Here is a 23,797-nt window from a genome sequence, read left to right on the forward strand (position 1 = left end):
GGCCGCTTCCTTATTGGCCTCTAGATTTTCCGCCCAAATATTGAGAGTCCGCTCGTAGTGCTCACGCAGTAATTGGACCTTTTCGACCGAGAATCCGGCGGGCTCAGCGAATTTGAAAATATCTTCCTGGGTCGGCAGCTGGCCACCCGGAAAAATCTCGGTGCCGATGAATCGCGCGAATTTCACATCGTTCATCGTCAGCTTGATGCCGAGTGCGGGCATCTGCTGCCATTGATAGGTCAAAATGGTGTGCAACAGCATCCGACCGTCATCGGGCAGGATGTGGTGGGCGCGTTCAAAAAACGCCGGCCACCGGTCGGCCTTGAACGCCTCGAAGGCGCCAATGCTGACGATCCGGTCGACCTTGTCTTCGAACTCCTCCCAGCCCTGCAGCCGCACTTCGACGCTGCGCTCGGTGGGGATGGCGGCCATTTTGGCCTTGCTGTAGGCAAACTGGTTGCGACTCAGCGTGATCCCGATGACGTTCACGTCGTACTTCTCGATGGCCCGGCGCATGGTCGCGCCCCAGCCGCAGCCGATGTCCAGCAGCGTCATACCCGGTTCCAGCTTCAGCTTGCCCAGCGCCAGGTCGATCTTGGCGAGCTGCGCCTCTTCCAGGGTCATGTCGTCGCGCTCGAAGTAGGCGCAGCTGTACGTCTGGGTAGGGTCGAGGAACAGCCGGAAGAAGTCATCGGACAAGTCGTAGTGGGCTTGCACGTTTCCAAAATGCGGCGTGAGCTGCACAGACATGTCGAGAAGAGCCTTTCGTTACGCGGAGGCGGGGATGACCGGCCCGTGCGGCGCATGTGCGTCGCCCCCGAAGCGCCCCCTGCATGCTAGTCGCTGCGGCGATGCGCGTCATTCACTAGGGGCTCATAGCGTCACACGAACCGGGATGAATTGACAAAATGAGGCCCGCCACGCGGTATCGCCCCTACCGCGGGGACCGGTCCTGCTGCCGGCGGGGCGGAACGATCGGCGACGGGTGGGGCTCTTCGCGGAACTTTTCCAGCGATCCGCCGACCTCGACGATGCCCTTCAACGCGTTCCAGCTCAGCATCGTCAGGTAGTCGATCAGCTCGTCGCGGCTCATGCGTGGGAAAGACATCCAGGAGTGCGTAGCCAGCTGGACGCCGCCGACGATCAGGTAGGCCCACGGCTCGGCCCCGCCGGTGTCCATGCCCGCCTGCTGCATGCGGCGGCGCATCAGCACCGCGAGCATGCGGGCGATTATCCGCTCTGAGTCGGCGATCACCTTGCTCTTGCTGGCCGAGCTGTTCGACATCACGAAGCGGTACGGCTCGGGTTCGTTCGCGACCGTTTCGACATACACCCGGATGACCTCGCGGGTCAGGTCGAAGCCATCCAGATTGGACGTCAGCGCCGCGGCCAGGTTGGGAATCAGGGTGGTTTGGGTGAACCGCATCATGACGGCGGTCGTCAGGTCGTTCTTGTCGACGAAGTAGCGATACAGCACCGTCTTGGATACACCGATATCCGCGGCGATGTCATCCATGCTCAAGGTGCCGCCGTGCCGCCGGATCGCTTCGATCGTGCCGTCTACCAACTCGTTGCGGCGCTCCACCTTGTGCTGGTGCCAGCGCCGCTTGCGACCATCCGTCTTGGTCGCCACCGCCAACGTTCGCTCTGCCACTGTCGCCGATTTCCCATTCACTAGACGACCTCGATACTACGGCGTGCGGCCCCGTTTCGAACGCTGACCGCGCGCCCGTGCGGGCTTGTGAACAGTGCGGTCACACCAAACGCCCGCGACGATGAATGATGGAGTGGTGGTACACAGAGCCTCGCCCCGAGGCGAAGCGCCGGGCCCCCGCGCGGCGGGCCCGGTCCCGACGTCCCCGTTGAGCGAAACCGAGCGCCCGCACCCGTCGCTCGCCGAATCCTTCGCGGGCGCCGACCCGCAGGCCGACGCCGAGCGCCGCGTGGCGCTGCGCCGGATGAAGGCGGTGGCGCTGAGCTTCCTGATCGGCGCCACCGGCCTGTTCCTCGGCTGCCGCTGGGCCCAGGCCCACGCCCACCTGGGCGCCTGGGTCGGCTATCTCGGCGCCGCGGCCGAGGCCGGGATGGTGGGGGCCCTGGCCGACTGGTTCGCCGTGACGGCGTTGTTCCGGCATCCGCTGGGCATCCCGATCCCGCACACCGCGATCATCAAGCGCAAGAAGGATCAGCTCGGCGAGGGGCTGGGCACCTTCGTGCGGGAGAACTTCCTGTCTCCCCCGGTGGTGGAGACCAAGCTGCGCGACGCCGAGGTGCCCGGACGGCTCGGCAAGTGGATGTCGGAGGCCTCGCACGCCGAGCGCGTGGCCGGCGAGACGGCCACCGTGCTGCGGGTGCTGGTCGAGCTGCTGCGCGACGAGGACGTGCAGCAGGTGATCGACCGGATGATCGTGCGGCGCATCGCCGAGCCGCAATGGGGGCCGCCGGTCGGGCGGGTCCTGGCGACGCTGCTGGCCGAGAACCGTCAGGAGGCGCTGATCCAGCTGCTGGCCGACCGGGCCTTTCAGTGGTCGCTGAATGCCGGCGAGGTGATCCAACGGGTGGTCGAGCGTGATTCGCCGACGTGGTCGCCGCGGTTCGTCGACCACCTGGTGGGCGACCGCATCCACCGCGAGCTGATGGATTTCACCGACAAGGTGCGCCGCAATCCCGATCACGAGCTGCGCCGGTCGGCGACCCGGTTCCTGTTCGAATTCGCCGACGACCTGCAACACGACGCGGACACCATCGCGCGCGCCGATGCGATCAAGGAGCAGCTGATGGCGCGCGACGAGATCGCCAACGCGGCGGCGACGGCCTGGAAGACGCTGAAGCGGCTGGTGCTCGAGGGCGTGGACGACCCGTCGAGCGCGCTGCGCACCCGGATCGCCGACACGGTGGTCCGCATCGGGGAGTCGCTGCGCGACGACGCCGAGCTGCGCGACAAGGTGGACAACTGGCTCGTGCGCGCGGCCCAGCACCTGGTTTCCCAGTACGGGGTCGAGATCACAGCGATCATCACCGACACCATCGAGCGGTGGGACGCCGAGGAGGCCAGCCGGCGCATCGAGCTACACGTGGGCCGTGACCTGCAGTTCATCCGGATCAATGGGACGGTGGTCGGCTCCCTGGCGGGACTGGTGATCTATGCGGTCGCGCAGACACTTTTCTAGTAGTGCTAACAAGTGCTTGCAATAGCAAGCACTTGTAGTAGTCTGATGTCCGTCACCATCGACCATCGGACCCAGGAGCACGCCATGGCACCCGAGGAGAAGCTCTCCGCGAAGGTGTCCAACGCCGCCTCCGACATGGCCTCGGACATTGGCAGCTTCATCCGCAGCCAGCGCGAGCTCGCACAGGTCTCGGTGCGCCAACTCGCCGAAAAATCCGGGGTCAGCAATCCGTATCTGAGCCAGGTGGAGCGTGGCTTGCGCAAGCCGTCCGCCGACGTGCTCAATCAAATCGCGAAGGCCTTGCGGGTATCCGCCGAGGTTCTCTACGTGCGGGCCGGGATTTTGGAGCCGAGCGACAAAAGCCAGGTGCGCGACGCCATCATCACCGACACCGCAATCACCGAGCGCCAAAAGCAGGTTCTGCTCGACGTCTACACATCGTTCACCCAGCAAAACGAAATAAGTGAACCAAGCGACGAGGAGTGTTCCACCGAATCCAGCGGCGACGAATGAGCTCGCCCCGTTCCGGCCGGTATGCATAGACCACCGGCCGCGCGGGTTACCCAGGAGCGATGATCCGTCGGCGCCAGCGGAGCAGGAGGGGTGCGCCTCGCTTGCCCAACACACACCCCAAGAACGCCGATATGAAAGGAATCATCATGGCGGACAACACCAACATCGAAGATCTGCGGGCCCCGCTGCTCGCGGCCCTCGGCGCGGCCGACCTGGCCTTGGCGACGGTCAACGAGCTGATCGCCAACCTGCGTGATCGCGCCGAAGGGACGCGCGCCGACACCCGCACCCGGGTGGAGGAGAGCCGCGCTCGCCTGACCAAATTGCAGGAAGACCTGCCCGAGCAGATCGGCGAGCTGCGGGAGCGGTTCACCAGCGAGGAGCTCCGCAAGGCGGCCGAGGGCTACCTGGACGCGGCGACCAACCGCTACAACGAGCTGGTCGAGCGGGGCGAGGCCGCCCTGCAGCGGCTGCGCAGCCAGACGGGCCTGGACGACGCCTCCGCGCGCGCCGAGGGCTACGTGGACCAGGCCGTCGAGTTGACGCAGGAAGCGCTGGGCACCGTGGCCTCGCAGACCCGCGCGGTCGGTGAGCGGGCGGCCAAGCTGGTCGGCATCGAGCTGCCCAAGAAGTCTGACGAGACGGCCAAGAAGGCCCAGAAGGCCGTCGCGAAGAAGGCGCCCGCCAAGAAGGCCCCGGCCAAGAAGGCTCCGGCCAAGAAGGCGTCCGCCAAGAAGGTCACCCAGAAGTAAGGTCGACGTTTTCGACGGCGCCCGCATACGCTTATGGCGTGAGCCACCTCGTGGGAACCGTCATGTTGGTCTTGCAGATCGCCGTCTTGGTCACGGCGGTGTACGCGTTCGTGCACGCCGCGCTGCAGCGGCCCGACGCGTACACGGCGGCGGAAAAGCTGACCAAGCCGGTGTGGCTGGTGATCCTCGGACTGGCTGTCGCGCTGACATCCATCCTGAGTTTTGTTTTCGGGGTACTCGGGATGGCGATCGCCGCGTGCGCGGCCGGTGTCTATCTCGTCGACGTGCGGCCGAAACTTCTGGAAATCCAAGGTAAGTCGCGCTAGCCGGATGAAGGCGCTGCTGACGCCGCCCACCGCGGTGCTGCTCGCGCTTTGGGCCCCGGCGGGTACCGCGACGGCCGGACCGGTCACGGCGTCCCCGCCGTTCATCGACCACACCGAGTGGGGGCAGTGGCACGGCCTGAGCAGCCTGCGCGTCTTCCCGACACCTTCGGGGCGCGTGGCCGCCGCCGGGCAGGCGGGAAACGTCGCGCTCGCCGACGAGGCGTGGGGTGAGGTGTTGGCGCTCTCGCCGGACGCGGACACCCCAGGCATGCGCGCGCAGTTCGTCTGTCACTGGCAGTTCGCCGAAGTGGCCGAGCCCGACAAGACCAGCTGGAACCTGGAGCCGTGGCGCCCGGTCGTCGACGACGCCGAGATGGTGGCGTCCGGGTGCAATCCCGGCGGCCCGGAGGAAAGGTTCTAGTGGCGAGCAAACCCACCCGGGCGCAACTGGCCGCCATGGTCGACCACACCCTGCTCAAGCCGGAGGCCACCGAGGCCGACGTGGCCGCGCTCGTCGCCGAGGCCGCCGAGCTGGGCGTCTATGCGGTGTGTGTGTCGCCGTCGATGGTCCCGGTCGCCGTCCGAGCCGGCGGAGGCCTTCGGGTGGCCAGCGTCGCGGGTTTCCCGTCGGGCAAGCACATTTCGGCCGTCAAGGCGCACGAGGCCGAAGAAGCGGCGGCAGCCGGCGCCGCCGAGGTGGACATGGTCATCGACATCGGGGCCGCGCTGGCCGGCGACATCGACGCGGTGCGGGCCGACATCGCGGCCGTGCGCGCCGCCGTCCCGGGCGCCGTGCTCAAGGTGATCCTGGAGTCGGCGGTCCTGCTCTCGGGGACCGACGAGAGCACGCTCGTGCAGGTGTGTCGCGCGGCCGAGGACGCCGGCGCCGACTTCGTCAAGACCTCGACCGGTTTCCATCCCGCGGGCGGCGCCTCGGTGCGCGCGGTCACGGTGATGAGCCAGACCGTCGGCGGCCGGTTGGGCGTCAAGGCCAGCGGTGGAATCCGCGCCGCCTCGGACGCGCTTGCGATGCTAGACGCCGGCGCCACCCGGCTCGGCCTGTCGGGCACCCGGGCGGTGCTCGACGGGCTCGGCTGAATTGTCCGGCGCCTCCTCGCGCCGTGCCGGCGCGCATCGTTACCGGACGGCTGAATTGTCCGGCGCCTCCTCGCGCCGTGCCGGCGCGCATCGTTACCGGACGGCTGAATTGTCCGGCGCCTCCTCGCGCCGTGCCGGCGCGCATCGTTACCGGACGGCTGAATTGTCCGGCGCCTCCTCGCGCCGTGCCGGCGCGCATCGTTACCGGACGGCTGAATTGTCCGGCGCCTCCTCGCGCCGTGCCGGCGCGCATCGTTACCGGACGGCTGAATTGTCCGGCGCCTCCTCGCGCCGTGCCGGCGCGCATCGTTACCGGACGGCTGAAGCGCCGTCAGAGGTTCGCGAAGCAGGGGTCGTTGTTGTCGCCGGTGGGGATGCTCGCGTTCCGCGTCGAGAAGTGGCTCGTCACACCGTCATTGGTGACCTGCACGCTGTCCGCGTGGATGCCCAGGGGGTAGTTCTTGGTGAACTGCGAGGTGAAGTCGTCCAGGGTCGACTGCACCGACTCCTTGGGCATTGTGAAGCCGAGCGCGTTGAAGCTGACGATCTGCAGCTGCAGGCCGGTCCCCGACACCACCGGCTTGGTGATCAGGTTGTCCAACATGCCCTTGAGCTCGATGGTCCCGTCGGCGGGGTGGGTGATCACCGTGTTGGTGACGAAGGGTCCCAGCACGGGAATCGCGTTCTGGACCGACTCCTTGATGCCGTCGGACGTCCAGGTGACGGTCGCGTCGAGTGACCCGATCGTGCCCTTGGAGTCCTGCGTGTCATTGAGCCGGACATCGCGGATGTTGATGTCGATCTTCATGCCCTTGGCGTCGCGGACCTGGTTGCCCGCGGTCGACACCGAGATGTTGGTGTAGTGCTTGGTGAGCTGCTGCCACAGCATCAGCGGCGCCACCCCGAACGACGCGGTGGCCTGGTCCTTGACCTCGCAGGCCACCGCCTCGGCGACCTTGCTGTTGGCGACGTGGCGGACGTACAGCTCGCCCCCGACCAGGCCGGCGATCACCAGGCAGACCACGATGATGCAGACGAGCACCACCGAGAGCGGGTCGCGCAGGAAGCGACGCTTCTTCTTGCCCTGCGCCGGTTCCTCGCCCGGAGTGGGCAGCTTCTCCGTCGGCCCCGCGGGCGGGGTGGGCGGAGGCGGCGGCGCGTAGTCGGGCCGCTGCATGTTCGGCGGCGGCGTGGCGATCCGTTCGGTCTGACCCGGCGGCGGACCGGCGGCCGGCGGCGGCGCGGGGGCCGGACCACCGGTGTTGATCCGCTCGGTCGGCCGCTCGGTGGGGGGCTGGCCGAACGGGCCTTGGTTCCCGGGACGGCCCCACGTCGAAGGGTCCTGGTTCGGCGGTCCTTGTGGGTGCGTCACCCGACTGATTCTGCCCTATCGAGCTGAGCGAAATCTGAGTGGTTACGCAGCACCGCGATGCTCTCGCGGGCCTTGGCGACCCGGTCGACGTCGATGTCGGTCACCACCAACTGCGGCCCGGGCCCAGCCGACGCGACGACTTCGCCGAACGGGGAGGCCACCAGGCTGCCGCCTACCCCGGTGGGCGCGCCCGACCCGGTCAACGGGGCGCCCGGGTCGGCCTGGCCGGCCGCGGCGACGTAACTCATCGAGTCCAGGGCGCGGGCCCGTGCCAGGAGCGTCCACTGATCGAGCTTGCCGGGCCCCGCGCCCCACGACGCGCACACGGCGATCAGCTGGGCGCCGCGGCGGGCCAGCTCGGTGTACAGCGCCGGGAAGCGGACGTCGTAGCAGACGCTCAACCCCACCCGGACGCCGGCGACCGTGATCACCACCGGCTCGTGGCCGGGCGCGACCGTGCGGGACTCGGCGAAACCGAAGGCGTCGTAGAGGTGGATCTTGTCGTAGTGCGCGTCCGGGGCATTGGGGCTGCCCGGGCCGGCTGCGATCAGCGTGTTCTTCACCCGGCCGTCCCCGGCCGGGGTGAACATGCCGGCGATCACCGTGATACCGCAGTCGGCCGCGATCCGCCGCACACCTGTCGCCCACGGACCGTCGACCGGCTCGGCGACGGGCGCCAGCGGAACGCCGAACCGGCACATCGTCGCCTCCGGGAACACCACCAACTTCGCACCCGCGTCGGCGGCCTGCACGCTGTACTCGCGCACCAGGCCCAAGTTGGCTGCCGGATCGGTCCCGCTGAGGATTTGGGCCAACGCGATACGCATGGGCGCCAGCTTAGGCTCGGAGCGCTCACCCCGTTCTGGCGATCCACTCCGTGGTGAACCGCTGCTCCGCCGCCACCAGCTCGGCCAATTGGTTGCCGATGATGTTCTCCAACTTCCCGCCGATGATCGGGACGCGCACCTGGACGGTGGCCCTGAACGTCAGCCGGGCGCCGCCCGTCTCGGTGATCGGCAGCAGCGCCGCGGTGCCGGTGAGGTTGACCGGGGCGTCCAGGATCGCGCCGACGACGGTGCCCTGCGCGGTGCCGTCGGCGACCGGTCCCCATACTTCCTCGCGCCGGATCCGCAGATCGCCGGCGTGCAGCTGCGTGACCATCCCGGGCAGCTTGTGGCTGTGGATCACCTGCACGGTGACGACCTCGACGGTGTCGTCATCCCCGGTTTCGCCCCCGACCCGCATCGATTCCAGCGTGGCGACGTCAACACCGGATCCGGCCAGCCGTGCCCGCCAATAGGTCTCGTCGGTGAACGCCCGGTGAACCTCTTCAACGCTGCCGTCGTAGTCGGCCGACAAGTCGAATGAACGCGGCATAGCAGGTGAGGCTACCGTTACGGGCCATGAAATCCAGCGATGCCGGTCCGACGTTCGCCGGTGCGCAAGTCGCCGAAGCGGTGTCGCTCGCGCCGCTGACGACGTTGCGGGTCGGGCCGGTGGCGCGCCGCCTGATCACCTGCACCAGCACGGAGCAGGTGGTCGCCGTAATGCGCGAGCTGGACGCCGAAAGCCCTGGGGCAGAGCGTTCCCCGGTGTTGGTGTTCGCCGGCGGCTCCAACCTGGTGATCGCCGACACGTGCGCCGACCTGACCGCGGTGCGGCTGGCCAACAGCGGCATCACGATCGACGACACCCTGGTCCGCGCGGAGGCGGGCGCGGTGTGGGACGACGTGGTGGTCGCCGCCATCGAGCACGGTCTGGGTGGGCTGGAATGCCTGTCCGGAATCCCCGGCTCGGCCGGGGCCACCCCGGTGCAAAACGTCGGGGCCTACGGTGCCGAGGTCTCCGACACCATCACCCGAGTCAAGATCCTGGACCGCTCCAGTGGGGAGGTGCGATGGGTGCCGGGCGGCGAGCTCGGGTTCGGTTATCGCACCAGCGTGTTGAAACAGGCCGGCCCCGAAATCCCTTGGGTGGTACTGGAAGTCGAGTTCGCACTGGACGCGTCGGGCCGCAGCGCGCCGTTGCGCTACGGCGAGCTGGCGGCCGCCCTGCGGGTGAGCGGTGGCGAGCGGGCCGACCCGCGCACGGTCCGCGGGGCGGTGCTCAGGCTGCGGGGCCGCAAAGGGATGGTGCTCAACCCGGACGACCACGACACCTGGAGCGTGGGTTCTTTCTTCACCAACCCGGTGGTCGCACCCGAGGTGTACGACCGGCTTGCGGCGGCCGTCGACGGCCCGGTCCCGCACTACCCGGCCCCCGACGGCGTCAAGCTGGCTGCCGGCTGGCTGGTGGAGCGGGCCGGCTTCGCCAAGGGCTATCCGGACGATCCGGCGGCCCGATGCCGGCTGTCCACCAAGCACGCGCTGGCGCTGACCAACCGCGGTGGCGCCACCACCGAAGAGGTGATCGCGCTGGCCCGCGTCATCCGCGACGGGGTGCGCGATGTGTTTGGTGTCACATTGAGGCCGGAGCCGGTTCTGCTCGGCTGCAGGCTGTAGCTCCGCATCCCTCGACGCCCGAATTGTCGCGGCGGGGTCGGTGGATTTTGCCCGGTATCTTTGACTTTCGTGAGCACGTCGCGCGACCCGCAGCCGATCAACCGGCGCGTGGCTTTGGCGACCCTCGGACTGGGGGTGTTCGCCCCCGGCGTCTTGGCCGCGTGCGGTGGCCCGTCGGCCAAGCAGGCCGAGAAGAAGGAGCATCCCGCGCCGAAGCTGAAATTCTCACCGGCCGACGCGACCGAGAACGTGGCGCCGGTCGCGCCGATCAGCGTCGAGATCAGCGACGGCTGGTTCCAGCACGTGGCGCTGACGAATTCTGCGGGCAAGGCCGTGGCGGGCAAGTTCAACTCCGACCGGACCGTCTACAGGACCACCGAGCCGCTGGGCTACGACGCGACCTACACATGGAGCGGCTCGGCCGTCGGGCATGACGGCAAGGCAATCCCGGTCACGGGCAAATTCACCACGGTGTCGCCCAACAAGAAGATCAGTGGGGCGTTCCAGCTGGCCGACGGGCAGACCGTCGGGGTCGCCGCCCCGATCATCATCCAGTTCGACGCCCCGATCACCGACAAGGCCGCCGTCGAGAAGGCGCTGACGGTCACGACCAATCCGCCCGTCGAGGGCAGCTGGGCCTGGCTGCCGGACGAGGCGGCGGGCGCCCGCGTGCACTACCGCACCCGCGAGTACTACCCCGCCGGCACCACCGTCAACGTCGACGCCAAGCTGTACGGGCTCCCGTTCGGAGACAGCGCCTACGGCGCCGAGGACATCTCGCTGAACATCCAGATCGGCCGCCGACAGGTGGTCAAGGCCGAGGTCTCCTCGCACCGCATCCAGGTGGTCAGGGACGAAGGCGTGATCATGGACTTTCCGTGCAGCTACGGCGAGGCCGACAAAGCGCGCAACGTCACCCGCAACGGCATCCACGTGGTCACCGAGAAGTACGCGGACTTCTACATGTCCAACCCCGCCGCCGGCTACAGCCACGTTCACGAGCGCTGGGCGGTGCGGATCTCCAACAACGGCGAGTTCATCCATGCCAATCCGATGAGTGCGGGCGCGCAGGGCAACACCAACGTCACCAACGGTTGCATCAACCTGTCGACCGGCGACGCGGAGCAGTACTACGAGTCGGCGATGTACGGCGACCCGGTCGAGGTGACCGGCAGCTCGATCCAGCTGTCCTACTCCGATGGCGACCTCTGGGACTGGGCCGTGGATTGGGATACCTGGGTGGCGATGTCGGCGCTGCCGCCGCCCACCGCACGCCCGCCCTCCACCCAGATCCCGGTGACCGCGCCGGTGACGCCGTCGACCGCCCCGAGCCTGTCGGGGACGCCGACGACGACGACCACCACCACCACCACCTCGTCCAGCCCCGGGGCTAACCCCGGCGGTTAAAGCGGCTGGCCGACGCCTGGTCGCGCGGCTTCATGACGATCAGGTCGAGGTCGACGTGCGGCGGCCGCGAGGCCACGAAACCGATCACCTCGGCGACATCGGCCGCCACCAATGGCGTGAGGCCGGTGTAGACGGCATCGGCGCGTTGCCGATCGCCGTCGAAACGGACCAGCGAAAACTCGGTCTCGACCGCGCCCGGCGCGATCTCGGTGAGCCGCACCGGCTTGCCCAGCAGCTCGCCGCGCAGCGTGCGGTGCAGCGCCCCCTGGGCGTGTTTGGCCGCCGTGTAGCCGGCGCCCCCGTCGTAAACCTCAAGTGCGGCAACCGAAGTCACCGTGACAATCAGGCCGTCACCGGAGTCGATGAGCTTGGGCAGCAGCGCGCGGGTGACCCGCAGCGTGCCCATCACGTTGGTCTCCCACATCCACCGCCAGTGCTCGAAGTCGGCGTCGACGACCGGCGCCAGGCCGCGGGCGCCGCCGGCGTTGTTGACCAGCACGTCGACCCGGCTCAGCTCGTCGGCGAGCGCCGCGACCGCCGCGTCGTCTGTGACATCGGCCACAATGGCGGTTCCGCCGATCTCCCTCGCGAGGGCATTGATGCGGTCGGCCCGGCGCGCGACCGCGACCACGTGAAAGCCCTGCGCAGCAAGGGTCTGGGCCGTCGCCTCGCCGATTCCCGAGCTCGCGCCGGTGACCACGGCGACGCGTTCATTCCCGACATTTCCAGCCATCGAGACAACCTTAGTGAACGTGCTAAATTTTCGGTGTGCACCTCAGCGCCCTGTCCAGCACCACCACCGCGTGTCTTTGCGCGGCGGGTGCGTGCTGTTGTCGCGCACTTTGCCGCTCCTGACTTTCAGGTGTGGCCAGTGACGGCCAACAAGGACTCGGACAAAGGACGCTCGTGCGCTCTAATACCCTCACCCAGACTCATCATTCGCCCACCCGTGCCACCTATCGGGGCCATCGGTCGGTGCGCCGCCAGATCGTGCCGCCGGCCCTGCACATCGCCGACTCGGCGGCAGCGTCGGTGTTCCGGGCCGTCCGCTTGCGCGGCCCCGTCGGCCGTGACGTCATCGCCGGCGTCACCTCACTGAGCATCGCGACGGTCAACCGCCAGGTCATCGCCCTGCTCGAGGCCGGTTTGCTGCGGGAACGCGCCGACCTGGCCGTCTCCGGCGCGATCGGCCGCCCCCGCGTGCCGGTCGAGGTCAACCACGAACCGTTCGTGACGCTGGGCATCCACATTGGGGCCCGCACCACCAGCATCGTCGCCACCGACCTGTTCGGCCGCACGCTCGACACCGTCGAGACGCCGACACCGCTCAGCCCCGCCGGGCCGGCCCTGGCGACGCTGGCCGAAAGCGCCGCCCGCTATCTGCAGCGCTGGCATCGGCGGCGCCCGCTGTGGGTCGGCGTCGCAATCGGTGGGACCGTGGACAGCGCGACCGGTCACGTCGACCATCCGCGGCTCGGGTGGCGGCAGGCGCCCGTGGGCCCCGTGTTGGCCGACGCGCTGGCCTTGCCCGTGTCGGTGGCCTCGCACGTCGACGCGATGGCCGGGGCCGAGCTGCTGCTCGGCATGCGGCGATTCCTGCCCAGCTCGCCCACCAGCCTCTACGTGTACGCCCGCGAGACCGTGGGCTACGCGCTGGTGATCGGCGGACGGGTGCACTGCCCCGCCAGCGGCCCGGGCACCATCGCCGCCCTGCCCGCCCACTCCGAGTTGCTCGGCGGCACCGGCCAGCTGGAATCCACCGTCAGCGACGAGGCGGTCCTGGCCGCCGCCCGCCGGCTGCGGATCCTGCCGTTCGCGCCCGCGGGCCGCCCGAACACGTCGGCCGCCGGCATCAACGACCTGCTGCGGCTGGCCCGCGGCGGCAACGAGCAGGCCAAAGAGCTGCTCAACGAGCGGGGCCGGGTCCTCGGGCAGGCGGTGGCATTGCTGCGCGACATGCTCAACCCCGACGAACTGGTGGTCGGCGGTCAGGCCTTCACCGAGTATCCCGAGGGCATGGAGCACGTCGAGGCGGCGTTCGCCGAGCACTCGGTGTTGCCGGCACGCGACATCCGCGTCACCGTCTTCGGCAACCGGGTGCAGGAGGCCGGCGCGGGTACCGTGTCGCTGGGCGGGCTGTACGCCGACCCGCTCGGTGCGATGCGCCGCGCGGGCGCGCTGGGGCCGCGGCTGCGCGACGTGACCGCCGACGAGTCTTCCGCTTAACGCGAAGCCGTATCCGGGGCGTTGGGCTCGTGGGTCGAGCGTTCTGTAAAGATGAAAGTGTGTGGCACGACGACGTCTTTCGGCTGAAACCGCGCCGCGTCGCCGTGTTGGCGGTGCACACCTCGCCCCTGGCGCAGCCGGGCACCGGCGACGCCGGGGGGATGAACGTCTACGTGTTGCAGACCGCGTTGCACCTGGCGCGCCGCGGCATCGAGGTGGAGATCTTCACGCGGGCTACCGCGTCCGCGGACCCGCCGGTCGCACGGGTGGCGCCCGGCGTGCTGGTGCGCAACGTGGTGGCGGGGCCGTTCGAGGGTCTCGATAAGTACGACCTGCCCACCCAGTTGTGCGCGTTCGCCGCCGGGGTGCTGCGCGCGGAAGCCTCGCACGAGCCGGGCTACTACGACATCGTGCATTCGCACTATTGGCTCTCCGGACAGGTCGGGTGGTTGGCCCGCGACCGCTGGGCGGTGCCGCTGGTGCACACCGCGCACACGCTCGCAGCGGTCAAGAATGCGGCGCTGGCCGCGGGTGACGCGCCCGAGCCGCGGCTGCGCACGGTCGGCGAACAGCAGGTGGTCGACGAGGCCGACCGGCTGATCGTCAACACCGACGACGAAGCCAGGCAATTGATTTCGATCCACCGCGCCGACCCGGGCCGCATCGACGTGGTCCACCCCGGCGTGGATCTCGAGGTGTTTCGCCCTGGTGATCGCGGCGCGGCCAAGGCCGCACTGGGGTTGCCGCTCGACGAGGACGTGGTGGCATTCGTGGGGCGCATCCAGCCGCTGAAGGCGCCCGACATCGTGCTGCGCGCCGCCGCGCGATTGCCGGGCGTGCGCATCGTGGTCGCCGGCGGCCCTTCGGGCAGCGGCCTGGCCTCCCCGGGCGGACTGCACGAGCTCGCCGATGAACTCGGCATCACCGCGCGGGTGACTTTCCTGCCCCCGCAGTCCCGCTCCGATCTGGCCACCCTGTTCCAGGCCGCCAGCTTGGTCGCGGTGCCGAGCTATTCGGAGTCGTTCGGCCTGGTCGCCGTCGAGGCCCAAGCGTGTGGCACCCCGGTGGTGGCCGCCGCGGTCGGCGGCCTTCCGGTTGCCGTGCGGGACGGGATCACCGGCACGCTGGTAGCCGGCCACGATGTCGATCGGTGGGCGGACGCGCTGGACCGGATGCTGCGCTTGCCGGCGCCGCAGGCCGCGGCGATGAGCCGGGCCGCCGCCGCGCACGCGGCCACGTTCTCCTGGGAGAACACCACCGACGCGCTGCTGGCCAGCTATCGCCGCGCGATCAGCGAGTACACCGCCGAACGCCGCGGGGTGGGCGCGTGAGCGCCACGGTCGAGCGCGTGATCGAGGACGCGTTGCAGGCCAGCGGTCTCGTGTACTCCAAACACGATGGCGCGCACGGCGGTTCATCCGGACTGGTGGTGGAGCTGCCCGGCGAGCGCAAGCTCAAGACCAACACCATCCTGAGCGTCGGCGAGCACTCGGTGCGTGTCGAGGCGTTCGTGTGCCGAAAGCCCGACGAGAACCACGAGGGGGTCTACCGCTTCCTGCTCAGGCGGAACCGCCGCCTCTACGGCGTGGCCTACACGCTGGACAACGTCGGCGACATCTACCTGGTTGGCCGCATGTCACTGGCATCCGTGGACGCCGACGAGATCGACCGGGTGCTCGGACAGGTGCTCGAGGCGGTGGACGCGGACTTCAACACGCTGCTCGAGTTGGGATTTCGCTCGTCGATCCAGAAAGAATGGGAGTGGCGGGTGTCTCGCGGCGAGTCGCTGAAGAACCTGCAGGCGTTCGCTCATTTGATCGACGACGACGAATAAGCTAACCGGCATGGGAGATACCGGCACGTTGGTGCTGCTCCGCCACGGCGAGAGCGAATGGAACGCAAGCAACCAGTTCACCGGGTGGGTCGACGTGGACCTGACCGAGAAGGGCCGGGCCGAGGCCGTGCGCAGCGGCGGGCTGCTGGCCGAGCAGAACCTGTTGCCCGACATCCTCTACACGTCGCTGCTGCGCCGCGCGATCACCACGGCGCACCTGGCCCTGGACGCCGCCGACCGGTTGTGGATCCCGGTGCGGCGCAGCTGGCGGCTGAACGAACGGCACTACGGGGCGCTGCAGGGCCTGAACAAGGCGGAGACCAAGGACCGCTACGGCGAGGAGCAGTTCATGACCTGGCGGCGCAGCTACGACACGCCGCCGCCGCCGATCGAGAAGGGTAGCCCGTTCAGCCAGGACGCCGACCCCCGCTACGCCGACATCGGTGGCGGCCCGCTGACCGAATGCCTGGCCGACGTGGTCCTGCGGTTTCTGCCGTACTTCACCGACGTCATCGTGCCGGACCTACGCAGCGGTAAGACGGTGCTGATCGTCGCGCACGGTAACTCGCTGCGGGCTCTGGTCAAGTACCTCGACCAGATGTCGGACGACGACGTCGTCGGGCTGAACATTCCGACCGGGATCCCGCTGCGCTACGACCTCGACGCCGACCTGCGGCCGACGGTCCCGGGCGGCACCTACCTCGATCCGGAGGCGGCCGCGGCGGGTGCCGCCGCGGTTGCCAGCCAGGGGCGCCGGTAAAACGCGCCACGGGCCCAGGCGAGTTTCACAGGCCAGTTTGCCGAACATCGCGTGAACGGGAGTGGAACACCTGAAGCGGAATGTGTGACTTGTCCGATTTTGGCCTCGTTCCGCTAGGGCTGTGTTTCCGAAGATTTGTAGGATTTGCTATGTGACTGTGTTCTCGGCGCTGTTGCTGGCCGGGGTCTTGTCCGTGCTGGGGCTGGCCATTGGTGTAGCAGCCGGAACCCGGCTGTCGCCGAAAGCCGCTCACCGCAGGCAGCGGGTGAGCGCCGAGTGGACCGGGATCACCGTCGCGCAGATGCTGCAACGCATCGTCGCGCTGATGCCGCTGGGGGTGGCGGTGGTCGATTCCCACCGCGACGTCGTCTACCTCAACGATCAGGCCAGGGAGCTGGGCCTGGTGCGCGACCGCCAGCTCGACGACCAGGCGTGGGAGGCGGCACAGCAGGCGCTTGGCGGGGTCGACGTCGAATTCGACCTGCGGCCGGCCAAACGGGCGGCCGGCCGGTCCGGGCTGGCGGTGCACGGCCAGGCGCGGCTGCTCAGTGAGGAAGACCGGCGGTTCGCCGTGGTGTTCGCCCACGACCAGTCCGATTACGCGCGCATGGAGGCCACCAGGCGCGACTTCGTGGCCAACGTCAGCCACGAGCTCAAGACCCCGGTGGGCGCCATGGCCCTGCTCGCCGAGGCTCTGCTGGCGTCCTCGGACGACTCCGAAACAGTCCGCCGGTTTGCCGAGCGGGTGCTCGTCGAAGCCAACCGGCTGGGGGACATGGTCGCCGAGCTGATCGAGCTGTCCCGGCTGCAGGGCGCCGAGCGGTTGCCCAACGTAACCGAGGTCGACGTGGACACCGTAGTGTCCGAGGCGATTTCACGTCACAAGGTCGCCGCCGACAACGCTCAGATCGAGGTGCGCACCGATGCCCCCAGCGGCCTACGGGTGCTGGGCGACGAAACGCTTCTGGTCACCGCCCTGGCCAACCTGGTGTCCAATGCGATCGCCTACTCGCCACCCGGTTCGCCGGTTTCGATCAGCCGCCGCCGTCGTGGGGACAACATCGAGATCGCCGTCACCGACCGGGGCATCGGGATCGCGCTGGAGGATCAGGAGCGGGTCTTCGAGCGGTTCTTCCGGGGGGACAAGGCACGCTCGCGCGCCACTGGCGGCAGCGGGCTGGGCCTGGCGATCGTCAAACATGTCGCGGCCAATCACAACGGCAGCATCGGGGTGTGGAGCAAGCCGGGGACGGGCTCCACCTTCACGCTGTCGATTCCGGCCTACAAGGACAACGACGAAGAACCCGAACAACCGCAGGGCCGCGAGGTGCGGCCCAACAGGTCACAACGAGAGGAAGAACTAAGTCGATGACCCGCGCTAACGACGCTGCACAGCGTCGCGATCAGAAGGAGTGGCGCGCATGACCAGTGTGCTGATCGTGGAGGACGAGGAGTCGCTGGCCGATCCGCTGGCGTTCCTGTTGCGCAAGGAGGGCTTCGAGGCCACGGTCGTGACGGATGGACCGGCCGCGCTGGCCGAGTTCGACCGTGGCGGCGCCGACATCGTGCTGCTCGACTTGATGCTGCCCGGCATGTCGGGCACCGACGTGTGCAAGCAGCTGCGCGCCCGTTCCAGCGTGCCGGTGATCATGGTGACCGCCCGAGACAGCGAGATCGACAAGGTCGTCGGGCTGGAACTCGGTGCCGACGACTACGTGACCAAGCCGTATTCGGCGCGCGAGTTGATCGCCCGGATTCGCGCGGTGCTCCGCCGTGGCGGTGACGACGACTCCGAGATCAGCGACGGTGTGCTCGAGTCGGGACCGGTGCGGATGGACGTCGAGCGTCACGTCGTCTCGGTCAACGGCGACACGATCACCTTGCCGCTCAAGGAGTTTGACCTGCTCGAGTACCTGATGCGCAACAGTGGTCGGGTGTTGACCCGCGGGCAGCTGATCGATCGGGTGTGGGGCGCCGATTACGTCGGCGACACCAAGACGCTCGACGTCCACGTCAAGCGTCTGCGGTCCAAGATCGAAGCCGACCCGGCCAACCCGGTCCACCTGGTGACCGTGCGGGGTCTCGGTTACAAGCTGGAGGGCTAAACCGAGTCGGTGAAAGTGCGGATTATCGCGCCGCCTTGGCGGCCTCGCGATGACCCCTCTTTTTCGCACGGGTCGAACAGCAATGCGACATATCGCAATGGAACTGATTACTGCATTCATGCGAGCAATAAATTGACGCGGCCGGAAGCCAATCCGGATCGGACAGGTCGCGTGGTCGGTCGCTGGGATCGAACGTGTGGCCGCAATGCACGCAGGTCCTGACCTTCGTAGCCATGCCGTCAGGCTACGCGCGAGCGCACTTTATCGCCGCTGGTTTCTGCATTTTCGCAAAGTCGCCAAGTGGGCAATTCAGCCCGGAATTGCCCACTCCAGCGAATTACTTTTTGTAACTAACTCGGTCGTGTCCGTTTGTCGATTGCACCGCGGTCCGACGCGGCCGCGCGGTCATTCTCGATGAAATCTGCCGCGGGACAGGTCAATAGACGGTTGGTCGGCACCATCTAGCGAAATAGCTTGGGGCGCAGACGCTTTCTACGTGTGCGTGGCCGGCCGGCGTCGCGAGTGGCCCGGGCGGGATGCGCGGCCCCCGCGCGACGGTAACTCGGCACGCGAGCAGGACGGCGCACCGGAGGAATTAATCCGGCGGCCATGACGTTCGGGTTAGCCGTGGCGCACGCGACGAAATGCTGGAACAGATGAGGTGTCTTAGCCTGTGCCCGTTGGGCGACCGTGATCGGGGGGAACGGTGTTGACGCTTCTCAAGCGGGCATGGGTTCCGTTGGTCGTGGTCGTGGCGGTGATCATCGGCGGCGTTGCGGTGGACCGCCTCAACGGTGTCTTCCCGGGACCCGGTCTGCCCAAGCCCGATCCGCGGGACGCGACCCCGCCGTACGCGGCCAAGACCGCCATCTACGAGATCCTGGGACCGCCTGGGACGACCGGCGTCGTCAACTGGATGGATGCGGACGCGCAACCGCAGAAGGCCAACTTCTCCACGTTGCCGTGGTCGCACACGATCGTCGCCGAGATGCCCGGCATCTTCGCCTACGTCGTCGCCCAGGGTGACAGTCCTTCCCTCGGTTGCCGCATCACCGTCGACGGCAAACTGGTCGATCAACAACAAGTCGACGCGCGTGATGCGCAGGTTTCCTGCCTGGACAAGTCCGCATGACCGCCGACACGAGCGACACCGACGAAATCCCCGTCGCGCGCCCCGCCGACGTCGAGCGCAAACCGCGTCTGGCCCGTGCCATCCGCGTGCTGGCGCTGCCGATCGTCGTGTGCTGGGTGCTGATCGCGGTCGGCGTCAATGTCTTCGTTCCCCAGTTGGAAAAAGTCGCCGAGGACGTCTCCGTGCCGCTCTCACCCTCCGACGCGCCGTCGGTGACCGGGATGAAGCACATCGGCGAGAAGTTCAAGGAGTACGACTCCGACAACCTCGTCCTGGTGACGCTGGTCGGTGATAAACCCCTCGGCGAGGACGCGCACCGGTATTACGACGAGCTGGTCAAGAAGCTGAAGCAGGACACCAAGCACGTCGAGCATGCGCTCGACTTCTGGGGGCAGCGGTTTACGGCGTCGGGTGTCGAGAGCTACGACCATAAGTCGGCCTACGTCCAGGTCAACCTGCGCGGTGACCAGGGTGGCGCCGTCGGCGACAAGTCCGTTGACGCGGTTCGCCAGATCGTCGCGGACTCGAAGCCTCCGCCGGGGGTGAACGCCTACGTCGCGGGTCAGGGAGCCCTGACCGACGACACGATCGTCGTGGGCAACCAAAGCCTGTTCAAGATGACGATCATCACGATCGTCATCATCGCGATCATGCTGGCGTTCGTCTATCGGTCCGTCGGCACCGTGCTGCTGACGATGGTCATCCTGTTCGTCGGACTGGCTACCAGCCGAGGCGTCGTATCGCTGCTGGGCAATACCGGCATCATGGGGCTGTCGACGTTCGCCGTGAACATGCTGACGGCGCTCGCGATCGCAGCCGGCACTGACTACGCGATCTTCATGGTTGGCCGCTATCAGGAGGGTCGCGAGCGGGGCCTGGACCGCGAAGCCGCCTACTACGACACCTTCGCCGGGGTCGCCAAGGTGGTTCTGGGTTCGGGTTTGACGATCGTCGGGGCGCTGGCCTGTCTGCATTTCACGCGGCTGCCCTACTTCAGTTCGTTGGCGTATCCGTGCGCAATCGGCCTGTTGGTGGTGGTGATCGCCGGGGTGACCCTGACACCGGCGCTGATCGCGTTCGCAAGCGGCTTCGGCCTGTTCGATCCGAAGCGAAAGTTCAACTACACCCGCTGGCGCCGCCTGGCGACGGCCATCGTGCGGTGGCCGGCACCGATCCTCGCGACTTCGGTCATCCTGGCGATCGTCGGCGCCCTGGGATTGTCGGGCTTCAACCCGCGCTACAACGACCTGTACTACCTACCCAAAAGCGCGTCCTCAGTCCAGGCGTACGACGCGGCCGACCGACACTTCACCCAGGCCCGGCTGAACCCGGACCTCCTGATGATCGAATCGGATCACGATCTGCGCAATACGACCGACATGCTGGTCCTGGACAAGATCGCCGGAGCCATCTTCCGGGTGCCCGGTATCGAACGGGTGCAGAGCATCACCCGACCTCTTGGACCGCCGATTCAAGACGGGTCCGTTCCGTTCCAGCTCAGTATGCAAACCGCTCCGATCCGCAGCAACCTGAACTACCTCAAGGACCGCGTCGCCGACATCAAGAAGATCACCGGCTTCCTCGACACCCAGATCACCCTGTTGGAGCGCCAGTACGCGGTGACACAGAGGCTCGCGGACGCCGCGGACGACAGCTCGAAGACGACGGCTGAGACGGCGGCCATCACCGACGAAATCCGGGACCACATCGCGGATTTCGACGACTTCTGGAGGCCGATTCGCAGTTACTTCTACTGGGAGAGGCACTGCTACGACATCCCCATCTGCTGGTCGCTACGAAGCCTGTTCGACGCCCTCGACGGATTCGACCAACTGGCCGAGAAGTTCCACGCTCTCACCAGCGACCTCAACCACACGGCTACGGCGACGCGCGAACTGCTGGCGATCATCCCTGAGAACATCGCCGTCACAAAGGCGATCCGCGATACGACGCTGACCATCTACAGCACGTTCGAGAACCTGGTCGACCAGTTCGACCGGCTGACCGACACGAACGCCGTGATGGGCAAGTCCTTCAACGACTCCCAGATCGAGAGCCTGTTTTACCTGCCGCCCGAGATCTTCAGCAACCCGGACTTTCAACTGGGGTTGAGCCTGATGGTGTCGCCGGACGGCAAGGCCGCTCGCTTCATCATCACACACTCGGTGGATCCCGCGACGACGGAAGGGATCTCGTCCGTCGACAAGGAACGCAGCGCGGCCAAGGAGGCGCTGAAACTCACCTCGCTGCAAAACGCCGACATCTACCTCGGTGGCACGGCCGCAACGTTTTACGACATCGCCAACGGCGCCAAGTACGACCTGCTGATCGCCGCGGTGGCCTCGATCGTGCTCATCTTCATCATCATGGTGATCGTTACCCGCGCTTTGGTCGCTGCCGGCGTCATCGTCGGCACGATCGTGATGTCGCTTGGGGCCGCCTTCGGGTTCTCGACACTGATCTGGCAGCACCTTCTGAACTTCCAATTGCATTGGGTTGCCACAGAATTCGCGCTGATCGTCCTTTTGGCGGTGGGGTCGGACTACAACTTGATGTTGGTGTCGCGAATCGAAGAGGAGATCGGGTCCGGGCTGAAAACGGGGCTTATCCGCGGGATGGGTCTCACCGGACCGGTGGTGACCGCGGCAGGTCTGGTATTCGCCGTCACCATGGCCACGATGATCACCAGTGACCTCCGGGCGATCGGTCAGTTCGGCACGACGATCGGGCTTGGCCTGATGTTCGACACCTTCGTCGTGCGATCGCTCATCACCCCGTCGATCATGACGGTGATGGGACGCTGGTTCTGGTGGCCGAAGCGGGTGCGGGTCCGTCCGGCGAGCCAGATGCTTCGGTCCGTCGGGCCGCGCCCGCTGGTTCGTGCGCTGCTCTACCAACCGCCGCACGCGGTCGCGCGGGACCCGCAGCCGTAACCGCCTAGCCCCTCGCGTTCCTCGTCGGGGCCGCGCGCGGCTCGACTGTCGCGCGCCAATGTCGCCATTGCTGGTGCTCGGCCACCGCAAGGGTTATTCTATCGCTGTTGAAAAAGTATTCTATGGCGGTTGAAAAGTGCGCATGCCCGCCGCGGAGAGGACGGACGACATGGACTTTGCGTCGCTGCCTCCGGAGGTCAACTCTGGCCTGATGTACTCCGGTCCCGGGGCGGGGCCGATGCTGGCGGCCGCGGCGGGTTGGGACGCACTGGCCGCGCTGCTGGAGTCCGCCGCCGGCGGCTACACGGCCGAGCTGGCGAGCCTGACCGGCCAGGCGTGGTCCGGCCCGTCGTCGCTGCTGATGACGGCCGCGGCCACACCCTATGTCCAGTGGCTGTCCACCGCCGCGGCCCGGGCCGCGCAGACCGGCGCCCAGGCCTACGCGGCGGCGGCGGCCTACGAGGCGGCGTTTGCGATGACCGTGCCGCCGCCGGTGATCGCGGTCAATCGGGCGCAGTTGCTGGCGCTGATCGCGACGAACTTCTTCGGACAGAACACCCCGGCGATCGCGGCCACCGAGGCGCAATACCTGCAGATGTGGATCCAGGACGCCACGGCGATGTACGGCTATGCCGCCGCCTGCGAGACCGCCAGCACGCTGACCCCGTTCGACGAACCGCCGCGCACCACCAACCCGGCCGGGCAGGGCGCTCAGGTCCAGACGCTGGCGGCGCAGGCCACCGGCAACGTCACCCGGCAGCTGGCCTCGCCCAATGCCGCGATGCACACCGCCAACGCCGTCACGCCCGTCGCTCCCGGCGAAACGGTCACCGCCCCACCGGGCAGCACCATCACGATCGGCGCCAACACCGGCATGTACCTCAACAGCGGCTCGCTCTCGATCACGGGTTCGGGCACCAACCTCATCACCTTCGGCTCCGTTATCGTCAACCCTGGCAGCACAATTCACACGATCATCGACTGTTCCGAGGGCGGTGTCCTGGTCCCCGGCGGCGTCGACGTCACGGCCGGCTCCAGCCCGCTCGTCCTGACCCCGGGATCGTTCCAGGAGGTTCTGGTCACCCTCGTCAACGGCTCGGCCACCCTCCCCGTTGTCGGCGCGGAACAGGTCGCCGTCCAAACCTTCGGGAGCACCGCCACCGCGATCGTCGGCCCCGCGGGCGCGTCCATCACCAATGTCTTCGGCACCGTCAGCATCGCCACGGTCACCCCGATACCCAGCTCGTCGAGCGCCGTGGCGGCCCCGGTGGCCGGGTTTGCCACCCCTGGGCTGGCGGGTACCGCCGGAATTCAGCCCCAGCTCGACGTGGACGGGCTATTGGACTGGGCGCAAACGCTTTCCGGCGCGCGGTGACGGACATGGCCACACGCCCCAACCCGCCATTGGCATGGCCGTTTGGCCCCCGTATAGGCGCGCCGTGCGCCGGGGTGGGCGGCGCGGCCTCACTCGGTGGGCTGTCAGTGCCCGCGACCTGGACGACGACCACCGCGCGGGCCGAGTCACCTCGGCCCTTGGTGCCGGATACCCGCGTCGACGCCGGCCGGCCGGGACGCACTTTCCAGCGGGCGCTGATGGCGACGATCGTCGGACGCGATGCCGATTGATCATCCTCGACAACGAGCGTGCGCTCAGGGCCTCGAGTCTGC

Annotated in this window: 24 protein-coding genes; 18 read left to right on the forward strand and 6 right to left on the reverse strand. The window is 67.8% G+C overall.

Annotated features, from left to right (window positions below):
- Both A5695_RS18695 and A5695_RS18700 read right to left on the reverse strand, forming a co-directional pair.
- Nucleotides 1-750 (reverse strand): cyclopropane mycolic acid synthase family methyltransferase (locus A5695_RS18695; protein WP_068085353.1); only part of this gene is annotated, 750 nt, incomplete at its 3' end.
- Nucleotides 751-934: 184 nt separating this feature from the next.
- The gene (locus tag A5695_RS18700) at nucleotides 935-1,654 is read right to left on the reverse strand and encodes a TetR/AcrR family transcriptional regulator (protein ID WP_068085354.1); all 720 of its coding nucleotides are present in this window, start codon (nucleotides 1,652-1,654) and stop codon (nucleotides 935-937) included.
- Between the two features lie 133 nt (nucleotides 1,655-1,787).
- Between A5695_RS18700 and A5695_RS18705 the strand changes: the two genes are divergently transcribed.
- The 6 genes from A5695_RS18705 (at nucleotide 1,788) to deoC (ending at nucleotide 5,859) form a co-directional block, all read left to right on the forward strand.
- Nucleotides 1,788-3,170, forward strand: coding sequence for a DUF445 domain-containing protein (locus A5695_RS18705; protein ID WP_156749736.1), 1,383 nt, complete (start codon nucleotides 1,788-1,790; stop codon nucleotides 3,168-3,170).
- Between the two features lie 84 nt (nucleotides 3,171-3,254).
- Complete coding sequence (locus A5695_RS18710; RefSeq protein ID WP_068085577.1) at nucleotides 3,255-3,683, forward strand: helix-turn-helix domain-containing protein; 429 nt, start codon at nucleotides 3,255-3,257, stop codon at nucleotides 3,681-3,683.
- 146 nt (nucleotides 3,684-3,829) lie between these two features.
- Nucleotides 3,830-4,435: a heparin-binding hemagglutinin gene (locus A5695_RS18715; RefSeq protein ID WP_068085579.1), complete on the forward strand. Its 606-nt coding sequence runs from the start codon at nucleotides 3,830-3,832 to the stop codon at nucleotides 4,433-4,435.
- A gap of 38 nt (nucleotides 4,436-4,473) precedes the next feature.
- Nucleotides 4,474-4,761, forward strand: a complete 288-nt coding sequence (locus tag A5695_RS18720; RefSeq protein WP_067282206.1) for a DUF2516 family protein — start codon at nucleotides 4,474-4,476, stop codon at nucleotides 4,759-4,761.
- A 4-nt stretch (nucleotides 4,762-4,765) separates the two neighbouring features.
- The gene (locus A5695_RS18725; RefSeq protein ID WP_068085360.1) at nucleotides 4,766-5,182 is read left to right on the forward strand and encodes a DUF2599 domain-containing protein; all 417 of its coding nucleotides are present in this window, start codon (nucleotides 4,766-4,768) and stop codon (nucleotides 5,180-5,182) included.
- Nucleotides 5,182-5,859: a deoxyribose-phosphate aldolase gene (gene deoC, locus A5695_RS18730; protein WP_082946173.1), complete on the forward strand. Its 678-nt coding sequence runs from the start codon at nucleotides 5,182-5,184 to the stop codon at nucleotides 5,857-5,859. The genes A5695_RS18725 and deoC overlap by 1 nt, the downstream gene beginning before the upstream one ends.
- Nucleotides 5,860-6,190: 331 nt before the next feature.
- On the opposite strand, the gene A5695_RS18735 is transcribed toward deoC, so the two are convergent.
- Genes A5695_RS18735 through A5695_RS18745 form a run of 3 tightly spaced genes read right to left on the reverse strand, consistent with a single transcriptional unit; the run spans nucleotide 6,191 to nucleotide 8,608 of the window.
- Nucleotides 6,191-7,231 carry a DUF2993 domain-containing protein gene (locus tag A5695_RS18735; protein ID WP_068085364.1) on the reverse strand — a complete coding sequence of 347 codons (1,041 nt, stop codon included), beginning with the start codon at nucleotides 7,229-7,231 and terminating at the stop codon, nucleotides 6,191-6,193.
- A complete protein-coding gene (locus tag A5695_RS18740; protein WP_068085368.1) occupies nucleotides 7,228-8,058 on the reverse strand; it encodes a carbon-nitrogen hydrolase family protein in 831 nt (276 codons plus the stop codon). Before A5695_RS18740 ends, A5695_RS18735 begins: the two co-directional genes overlap by 4 nt.
- Before the next feature lie 25 nt (nucleotides 8,059-8,083).
- Complete coding sequence (locus A5695_RS18745; protein ID WP_068085371.1) at nucleotides 8,084-8,608, reverse strand: DUF2505 domain-containing protein; 525 nt, start codon at nucleotides 8,606-8,608, stop codon at nucleotides 8,084-8,086.
- 26 nt (nucleotides 8,609-8,634) lie between these two features.
- On the opposite strand from A5695_RS18745, the gene A5695_RS18750 reads away from it, so the two are divergent.
- Together A5695_RS18750 and A5695_RS18755 are read left to right on the forward strand one after the other, a co-directional pair.
- A complete protein-coding gene (locus A5695_RS18750; protein ID WP_068085374.1) occupies nucleotides 8,635-9,732 on the forward strand; it encodes a UDP-N-acetylmuramate dehydrogenase in 1,098 nt (365 codons plus the stop codon).
- Nucleotides 9,733-9,792: 60 nt separating this feature from the next.
- Nucleotides 9,793-11,139, forward strand: a complete 1,347-nt coding sequence (locus A5695_RS18755) for an Ig-like domain-containing protein (protein WP_068085376.1) — start codon at nucleotides 9,793-9,795, stop codon at nucleotides 11,137-11,139.
- On the opposite strand, the gene A5695_RS18760 is transcribed toward A5695_RS18755, so the two are convergent.
- A complete protein-coding gene (locus tag A5695_RS18760) occupies nucleotides 11,123-11,872 on the reverse strand; it encodes an SDR family NAD(P)-dependent oxidoreductase (RefSeq protein ID WP_068085379.1) in 750 nt (249 codons plus the stop codon). The two genes, A5695_RS18755 and A5695_RS18760, sit on opposite strands and share 17 nt — an antisense overlap.
- 242 nt (nucleotides 11,873-12,114) lie before the next feature.
- Here A5695_RS18760 and A5695_RS18765 point away from each other — a divergent pair, with 242 nt between their 5' ends.
- The 10 genes from A5695_RS18765 (at nucleotide 12,115) to A5695_RS30355 (ending at nucleotide 23,755) form a co-directional block, all read left to right on the forward strand.
- Nucleotides 12,115-13,365: an ROK family transcriptional regulator gene (locus A5695_RS18765; protein WP_231974899.1), complete on the forward strand. Its 1,251-nt coding sequence runs from the start codon at nucleotides 12,115-12,117 to the stop codon at nucleotides 13,363-13,365.
- Between the two features lie 29 nt (nucleotides 13,366-13,394).
- A complete protein-coding gene (mshA, locus tag A5695_RS18770; RefSeq protein ID WP_231974898.1) occupies nucleotides 13,395-14,696 on the forward strand; it encodes a D-inositol-3-phosphate glycosyltransferase in 1,302 nt (433 codons plus the stop codon).
- The gene (locus A5695_RS18775) at nucleotides 14,693-15,199 is read left to right on the forward strand and encodes a YbjN domain-containing protein (RefSeq protein ID WP_068085388.1); all 507 of its coding nucleotides are present in this window, start codon (nucleotides 14,693-14,695) and stop codon (nucleotides 15,197-15,199) included. Before mshA ends, A5695_RS18775 begins: the two co-directional genes overlap by 4 nt.
- 10 nt (nucleotides 15,200-15,209) lie before the next feature.
- A complete protein-coding gene (locus A5695_RS18780; protein ID WP_068085392.1) occupies nucleotides 15,210-15,959 on the forward strand; it encodes a phosphoglyceromutase in 750 nt (249 codons plus the stop codon).
- A gap of 151 nt (nucleotides 15,960-16,110) precedes the next feature.
- The gene (locus tag A5695_RS18785; RefSeq protein ID WP_156749737.1) at nucleotides 16,111-17,331 is read left to right on the forward strand and encodes a cell wall metabolism sensor histidine kinase WalK; all 1,221 of its coding nucleotides are present in this window, start codon (nucleotides 16,111-16,113) and stop codon (nucleotides 17,329-17,331) included.
- A 49-nt stretch (nucleotides 17,332-17,380) separates the two neighbouring features.
- Nucleotides 17,381-18,064 carry a two-component sensory transduction protein RegX gene (regX, locus tag A5695_RS18790; protein WP_046187060.1) on the forward strand — a complete coding sequence of 228 codons (684 nt, stop codon included), beginning with the start codon at nucleotides 17,381-17,383 and terminating at the stop codon, nucleotides 18,062-18,064.
- 709 nt (nucleotides 18,065-18,773) lie between these two features.
- Nucleotides 18,774-19,196: an MmpS family transport accessory protein gene (locus A5695_RS18795; RefSeq protein ID WP_197515544.1), complete on the forward strand. Its 423-nt coding sequence runs from the start codon at nucleotides 18,774-18,776 to the stop codon at nucleotides 19,194-19,196.
- Nucleotides 19,193-22,129, forward strand: a complete 2,937-nt coding sequence (locus A5695_RS18800; protein ID WP_068085401.1) for an RND family transporter — start codon at nucleotides 19,193-19,195, stop codon at nucleotides 22,127-22,129. The genes A5695_RS18795 and A5695_RS18800 overlap by 4 nt, the downstream gene beginning before the upstream one ends.
- 169 nt (nucleotides 22,130-22,298) lie before the next feature.
- The gene (locus A5695_RS30125; protein WP_082946182.1) at nucleotides 22,299-23,504 is read left to right on the forward strand and encodes a PPE family protein; all 1,206 of its coding nucleotides are present in this window, start codon (nucleotides 22,299-22,301) and stop codon (nucleotides 23,502-23,504) included.
- 5 nt (nucleotides 23,505-23,509) lie between these two features.
- Entirely contained in the window at nucleotides 23,510-23,755 is a 246-nt protein-coding gene (locus A5695_RS30355) for a hypothetical protein (protein WP_156749738.1), read from the forward strand.
- Nucleotides 23,756-23,797: the final 42 nt, after the last annotated feature.

The organism is Mycobacterium sp. E1747, assembly GCF_001667775.1.
Lineage (GTDB): Bacteria > Actinomycetota > Actinomycetes > Mycobacteriales > Mycobacteriaceae > Mycobacterium.